At 73.3% G+C, this 6,760-nt stretch carries 5 protein-coding genes and 1 pseudogene; 3 read left to right on the top strand and 3 right to left on the bottom strand.

Annotated features, from left to right (window positions below; all coding sequences use genetic code 11):
* Both ACVNF4_RS03780 and ACVNF4_RS03775 read right to left on the bottom strand, forming a co-directional pair.
* Positions 1-183, bottom strand: a pseudogene (locus tag ACVNF4_RS03780) (SAV_915 family protein); the annotation flags it as partial.
* Positions 184-314: 131 nt separating this feature from the next.
* Entirely contained in the window at positions 315-1,934 is a 1,620-nt protein-coding gene (locus ACVNF4_RS03775; protein WP_461801204.1) for an L-lactate permease, read from the bottom strand.
* A gap of 146 nt (positions 1,935-2,080) precedes the next feature.
* On the opposite strand from ACVNF4_RS03775, the gene ACVNF4_RS03770 reads away from it, so the two are divergent.
* The 3 genes from ACVNF4_RS03770 to ACVNF4_RS03760 all read left to right on the top strand — a co-directional run bounded on the left by ACVNF4_RS03770 (position 2,081) and on the right by ACVNF4_RS03760 (position 4,818).
* Positions 2,081-3,070 (top strand): Rieske 2Fe-2S domain-containing protein, encoded by a 990-nt coding sequence (locus ACVNF4_RS03770; protein WP_461801203.1) that lies wholly within the window; start codon positions 2,081-2,083, stop codon positions 3,068-3,070.
* Between the two features lie 52 nt (positions 3,071-3,122).
* Positions 3,123-3,881, top strand: a complete 759-nt coding sequence (locus tag ACVNF4_RS03765; protein WP_461801202.1) for an SDR family NAD(P)-dependent oxidoreductase — start codon at positions 3,123-3,125, stop codon at positions 3,879-3,881.
* 106 nt (positions 3,882-3,987) lie between these two features.
* On the top strand, positions 3,988-4,818 hold the full coding sequence (locus tag ACVNF4_RS03760) for a hypothetical protein (protein ID WP_461801201.1): 831 nt from the start codon (positions 3,988-3,990) through the stop codon (positions 4,816-4,818).
* Positions 4,819-4,827: 9 nt separating this feature from the next.
* On the opposite strand, the gene ACVNF4_RS03755 is transcribed toward ACVNF4_RS03760, so the two are convergent.
* Entirely contained in the window at positions 4,828-6,741 is a 1,914-nt protein-coding gene (locus ACVNF4_RS03755; protein WP_461801200.1) for a hypothetical protein, read from the bottom strand.
* Between the last annotated feature and the right edge of the window lie 19 nt (positions 6,742-6,760).

Genomic DNA, 6,760 nt, shown 5'->3' with positions numbered 1-6,760 from the left:
CGTGCCGAGGGTCGCCGCGAGCCGGTCGGCGGAGGTGAAGGCGACGGCTGTGCGGGTGCCGAGCGGGGTGCGGAAGAGGCGGGCCGCGCAGCCCGAGGGGCGCGGCCGGACGGGGACGTACAGGGGTCCGGCCGGGGAGGGATCGCAGGGTTCGGGGTCGTCGCCGTGCGGGGTTTCGTTCATGGGTGGCCTCCGTGTGGGGTGCCCCGGTCGCGGGGAGGCGGGACCGGGGCTCGTCGTCGACGTTATGCCCGCTCCCCCGCTCGGACGGCCCGCCCGGACGGGACCTTGACGGAACGCTGATGTCCCGCCCCTCAGACCGTCATCCACCCCAGGACCGGCGTCGACTGGAGGTAGACGAGCACCGCGAACCCGAGGAGGAGACCGAGGCTCCAGCCGAGGACCTTGCGGAAGATGACGCTCTCGCTGCCGGTCATGCCGATGGCCGCGGCGGCGACGGCGAGGTTCTGCGGGGAGAGCATCTTCCCGAGGACGCCGCCGGTGGAGTTGGCGGCGGCGAGGAGGACGGGATCGAGGCCGGTCTCGTGGGCGGCGGTGACCTGGAGGACGCCGAAGACGGAGTTGGAGGAGGTGTCGGACCCGGTGACCGCGACGCCGAGCCAGCCGACGACCGGCGAGAAGAACGCGAACGCGGTGCCGGTCTGGGCGAGGGCCGTGCCGAGGGTCACGGTCTGCCCGGAGAGGTTCATCACCCAGGCCAGGGCGAGGACGGAGGTGACGGTGACGACGGTCCGGCGCAGTCGGCGCAGCGTCGCGCCGTACGCCTTGAGCGCGGGGGCGGGGCGCAGACGGTACAGGGCCGCCGTCAGGAGTCCGGCGAGCAGGAGGATCGTCCCGGCGGCCTTGAGGTGTTCGAGTTTGAAGGTGACGGCCCCGGCCTGCTGTCCGGCGGCCGTCCGCACGTCGAGGCCGGGCCAGGAGAAGGTGGCGACGCCGTGCACGGCGAGCCAGTCCTTGACGGGGCCGAGCTGGGTGAGGGCGAAGAGGGCGACGATGATCAGATAGGGGGCGAAGGCCATGAGGGCGCTGCCCTCGGGGGGTGGTTCGGCGCCGGGGTCCGGCTCCTCGTACGTGTCGATCCCGCCGCCGACGGTGACCAGCGCCGGGTGCCACACCCGCAGGAACCCGAGGACCGACACCAGTGCGACGACACCCGCGACGATGTCGGTGACCTCGACGCTGATGTAGTTCGCGGCGGCGAACTGGGCGGCCCCGAAGCTGACCCCGGCGACCACCGCGACGGGCCACGTCTCGCGCACACCCCGGCGCCCGTCGAGGAGGAACACGAGGACGAGCGGGACGAACGCGGCGATCAGCGGCGTCTGCCGGCCCGCCATCGCGCCGAGGTCGTCCAGCGGCAGCCCGGTGACCCCGGCGAGCGTGGTGAGCGGCACGGCCATGCTGCCGAACGCGACCGGCGCGGTGTTGGCGACCAGCGCGACCGTGGCCGCCTTGAGCGGGACGACGCCGACGGCGGCCAGCAGCACGGCGGTGATGGCGACGGGGGCGCCGAAGCCGGCCAGGGCCTCGATGAGCGCGCCGAAGCAGAACGCGATCAGGATGCCCTGGACGCGCTGGTCGGCGGAGACCGCGCGGAAGGACCTTCGCAGGACCGCGAACCAGCCGGTGACCTCCGTCATCCGGTAGATCCACAGGGCGTTGACGAGGATCCACAGCACGGGGAACAGTCCGTAGAAGGCGCCCTCGGCCGCGCCGGACAGGGCCTGCCCGGCAGGCATCCCCCACACCGTCACCGCCACGAGCAGCGCGAGGGCGAGGGCCGCGAGGGCCGCGAAGTGGGCGCGGACCCGGAGGAAGCCGAGCAGCGCGAAGAGGGTCAGCAGGGGTGTCGCGGCGAGGACGGCGGACCAGTACAACGATCCGGCCAGCGGGTCGAGCACTTGACGGTACACGTGGGCCTCCCGGTGGGGCGGTTGCGGCCGTGAAGCGTGATGCTCCGGTCAACTTTCCCCGCGCTTCTGCCCCCGAGCCATGGTTTTGCGTCAACTTCCTTGCGGCAAGGGGTAGTTGAAAGGAGCAGGGTCGCTACCATCTCCGCATGCGATCACGGCATGGACATGACGACCTGATGCGGCTCCCCCGGGACGGGCGAGCGGACGCGTATCCGATGCCGAGCGTGCCGTACGGGTGGTACGCGGTGGCGCGCGGCGGGCAGTTGAAGGCGGGGCAGGTGGTGAGCCTGCACTACTTCGGGCGGGCGCTGGTGGCGTTCCGCGGGGAGGACGGGCGGGCCGCGGTGCTGGACGCGCACTGTCCGCACTACGGGGCACATCTGGGGGCGGGCGGGAAGGTCGTCGACGGGGCGGTCGAATGCCCGTTCCACGGGTGGCGGTTCGGGGCGGACGGCCGGTGCGTGAAGGCGCCGTTCGCACCCCGGGTGCCGAAGGTGGCGCTGGGCGGGTTCCCGGTGCGCGAGCACAGCGGGCTGGTGTTCGTGTACGTGGGCCCTGGGGAGCCTCAGTGGGAGGTGCCGGAGATCCCCGAGACCGGCGACCGGGGGTACGCGGCGCCGATCGACGACACCTGCCGGGCGCGGGTGCACGTGCAGGAGATGCGGGAGAACATCGTCGACGAGTCGCACTTCCACTTCATCCACGGGCAGCCGGAGCCGCTGGCCCAGGAGTGGCGGGAGGACGGGCCGTTCGCGGAGGCACGCGGGCGGATCGGGCGGCGGGTGCTGGGCCGGGACATCGACAACACCTTCGACGCGTTCATGTACGGGCCGGGCGTCATGGTCGTCCGGACGCAGGGGCCGGTGCTGTCGCTCACGGCGATCGCGCTGAGCACGCCGGTGGACGACCGGACGAGTGAGCTGCGGATGCTGTACTACCTGCGCAAGCCGCCCCGGGCGCCGTTCCTGACGCCGCTGCTGAAGCTGGTGTTCCGGTCGCAGGCGCTCGGGGAGGTGCGGGAGGAGCTGCTGATCTGGGATCACAAGGTGCATCTCGCGAAGCCGGTGCTGCTGCCGCACGAGAAGGGGATCCGGGCGCTGCGGAAGTGGTACGCGCAGTTCTATCCGGAGTCATAGTTGGCTCACGTCGTCGAGGGTCGTCGACGGTCGTCGAGAGGGAGAGAGCTTCGTGAGCACCGTCCCGGGTCCGCTGTCCGGCCGTGTCGCCCTGGTCACCGGGGGCGGTGGGGGGATCGGGCAGGGGATCGTCCGTCAGCTCTCCCGCGCGGGGGCCGGGGTCGTCGTCCACTGCCGTCAAGAGGTCACGCGGGCCGCGGAGTTGGCGCGGGAGGTCGGGGAGGCGGTGGTGGTGAGCGGGGATCTGACGCGGGAGGAGGAGTGCCGGCGGGTGGTCCGGGAAGCGGTGCGGTGGCGGGGACGGCTGGACGTGCTGGTGAACAACGCGGGGGTGCAGCCGGTGAAGGAGCTCTCGGCGCTGACCGTGTCCGACTGGCGGGAGACGCAGGACGCCAACGTCACCAGCGCGTTCGTCTGTACCCAGGAGGCGGTGAGGGCCATGGCGGGCCGGGGTGGCGGCAGCGTCGTCCACATCGCCTCCGTCGAGGGCGCCCGCCCCGCCCCGGGGCACGCCCACTACAGCGTCTCCAAGGCCGCCCTCGTCGCGCACGCCCGCGCCGCCGCCCTGGAGTACGGGCCCCTCGGCATCCGCGTCAACACCGTCTCCCCCGGTCTCGTCGACCGCCCCGGCCTCGCCGACGACTGGCCCGAGGGCGTCGCCCGCTGGCACGCCTCCGCTCCCCTCGGGCGGCTCGGCCGCCCCGAGGACGTCGGCGCGGCCTGCGTGTTCCTCGCGTCCGACGCGGCGTCCTGGATCACGGGGGCGGACCTTCCGGTGGACGGCGGTGTGAGCGTGCGGCCGGGATGGTGAGGGTGGGGGTAACCCCTCCTCCGGTCCGGTGGCGTTCCCCAGTGGGCAAGTGGGCCCGGGTACGGGAAGGTTGAGAGGTCGCTCCGCTCCGACCCCGGGAAGTGCCGTGTCCAGTACCTCCATCGTCCCCCCGCCGACCGGCCGGCCGCGTGCCCGTGTGCTGGTGCCGCTCGCCGCGCTGCTCGTCCCCGCCGTCGCTCTCGGGCCTCATCTGCTGGCGGCCGACGGGTCACAGGGCCGGTTCGGGGATCAGGGGACGCTCGTCGGGGTCGTCAAGGACGGGTTCGTCCGCTACTGGGCCGCCGGACAGGCGGACTACTCGCCGCAACTGGGGAGCGTCGTCGACTACTGGTTCCGGTTCCATGTGGCCAAGGCGGCGATCTCCGCTGTACTGCTGGCCGTGCTGGTGGCGCTCGGGACGGCGGTGTGGCGGGCGTTCCTCAGAAGCGAGGGGGCCCGGCGGGCGGGGCTCGCCGTGGCGGGGAGTGCCGTCAGCGGGGCCGGGCTGCTCTCACTGCTGGTCGTGGTGGCGAACGTGCAGGGCGCGGTGGCGCCGTTCACATCGGTCCTGACGATGCTGCCGACCGGGACACATTCCGGATCCGGGACATACGGAAACACCTTGGACCAGGTACGGACGGAACTGGGCCGCCCCGACAGCGCTCCGCCGGCGCTCGCGGAGATGATCGACGACAACGTCCGCTACCACGTGACCATGGCGGTGCTCGCCGGGGTGCTGGCCGTCGCGTTCGCCGTCGTGAGCGTCGTGCTGTGGAGGCACTTCGCACGGACGACGGACCACCGCGCGCGGCGCCTGCTCGGCCTGTTCGGCGGGCTCGGGGTCCTCATGACGCTCCTCGTGCTGGTGGTGGGCGCGGGCAACGTGAGCGTCGCGACACACTCGGCGCGGGGGCTCGCGGACTTCTTCGGGACGTGAGGGAGCATGTCATGTCGGGCCGGCGGTGAGCAGGGTGCGGGCCAGGGTGCGGAGTTCGTCGTCGGCGTGACCCTGTCCGGAGTGGGGGTGGTCGGTGAGGAGGCGGAGCGGGGAGAAGGAGATGCCTCGGAGGGTGGGGCGAAGGTCCTCGGGGCAGTGGCCGAGGGCCGTCAGGGTCCGCAGCGCGTCGAGGCCGACCGGGGTGGGGCCGACGAGTGCGGCGAGGACCGGCACGGCGCGGTCGGGGGCACCGGTGATCCAGTGGTGCACCTCGGCCGCCGCGAGCCGCGTCCAGTCGTCCTTCGAGTCCAGGAGGGGCTCGACGACGGGGAGCAGCGGGGCCGCGACGCTGCCCAGGGGGCGCAGGCTGCGGAGGTACCAGTGGGTGCGGCCGTCGCCGAGGAGGCGGGATCTGACGGCGTCGAGAGTCGGGCCAGGGTTGTCGGTGAGCTGGTGGTGGGCGACGGCTGCCGAGACGCTCAGGGAGGAGTCGGGGCTGTCCATCGCTTCCCTCAGGAGGGCGGTCGTCTCGGGGGTGCGTATGCCGAGGTGGCCGAGCATGCGGGCGGCGACGATGGCTGCGCGGCCGGTTGCCAGGCAGTCCAGGAGTTCGGGGTGGGCGGCGCGGGCGGCGTCACCGAAGGGGGCCAGGGCGCCGACGAGGGTGATCGCCGCGTTACCCGTGGCTCCTGCGGCGAGTTCACGCCGGATCAGGGGGACGAGGCGGTTGGCGGCCTCGGGGAAGTGGTGGGCGGCGGCTTCCAGGAGGGCGGGGGTGGGGTGGTCGGCGATCAGGGCGAGGGCTCGGGGGTCGCCGGTGCGGACGAGGGCGAGGAGGGCTGGGGCGGCGGCGTCGCCCTCGGTGGTGGCGTGGTGGTGGAGGGTGGCGCGGAGGGCGGTGAGGAGGCGGGCGTGTGGGGTGTTCTCGCGGCCCGGCCCGCCCGAGTGCGTCCCCGCAGCCGGCCGTTTCGGCAGGCGGTCGCTCCAGTGGGCGATCGCTCGGAGCCGGGCCGTCGGGTCGGCCGCGTGGTGGGGCAGGGCGGCCAACAGGAGGGTGAGAACCTCGGGTTCGCGGTCGCGCCAGGTCTCGGCGATCTCCTCGGCCAGCCAGGAGCCGTGGGTGCTGTCGTCCCCCGCCTCGATCCAGCGGGCGGCGATCGTCAGTGCGGCGACCGGGTCCTTGCCGAGCAGCTCGGTGATCCGCTGGTGCTGCCCGACACCGTCCGACCACGGGAAGCCGTCCCTCGACGCGGGCGGTATCGCGGCGAACACCTCCACCAGCCCGGCCTCGTACGGCGCCCCGGAGCGCTCGGCGTGCAGCACGGCCGATGCGAGCCGCACCTCGGCAGCGGGGTCGTCGAGCCCCTCCGGTGCGCGGCCGAAGCGGGCCAGCGCGGTGAGCGCGTCCGCCCGCACCACTGGCTCCGGGTCACCCGCGTACAGCGCGTCGAGCCGGTTCTCCGCCTGTTCGCGCAGGCCGGCCGGGAGCAGGCCGGCGACCACCGCGACCGCCCGCAGCGCGGCCCGCCGCACCGAGACGTCGGTGTCTTCGAGGCACGGCAGGAGGTCCGGGAGCACCCGGCACAGCTCGGCGCAGATCCCGGCGGTCTCGCTGCCCGCCCAGTGTTTGGAGGCGAGGTCCTCCTCGTCGTGGTCGGCGAGGACGGCCAGCAGCATGAGGAGGTCCGCGGCCTTGCCCTCGGCGTGCCTCGCGGCGTGGGCCAGGAAGGGGACGGCCGGCGCGGACGCCTCGTACACCGAGCCCTGGTGGTGGATATTGCCGTACAGCTCGTAGATCGCCTCGTCCGCCGGTTCGTCGCCCTCGTACAGCGCCCTGATCAGCCCGGGAACGTCCTCGGCGGTGCCGTACGCGTGGGTCAGGGTGTGCCACTGGACGGTGTCCAGGTCCGCCGGAGATCTCATGGACCGTGCTCCTCGTCGG

Source organism: Streptomyces sp. S6, assembly GCF_054880855.1.
Note: the sequence above shows the minus strand (reverse complement) of the source record. Positions and strands in the feature narration are given on the sequence as shown.

Excerpts from the sequence above, each read along its gene's own strand:
- ACVNF4_RS03770 (WP_461801203.1), top strand. The coding sequence starts at position 2,081 with ATGCGATCACGGCATGGACATGACGACCTGATGCGGCTCCCCCGGGAC.
- ACVNF4_RS03755 (WP_461801200.1), bottom strand. The coding sequence starts at position 6,741 with ATGAGATCTCCGGCGGACCTGGACACCGTCCAGTGGCACACCCTGACC.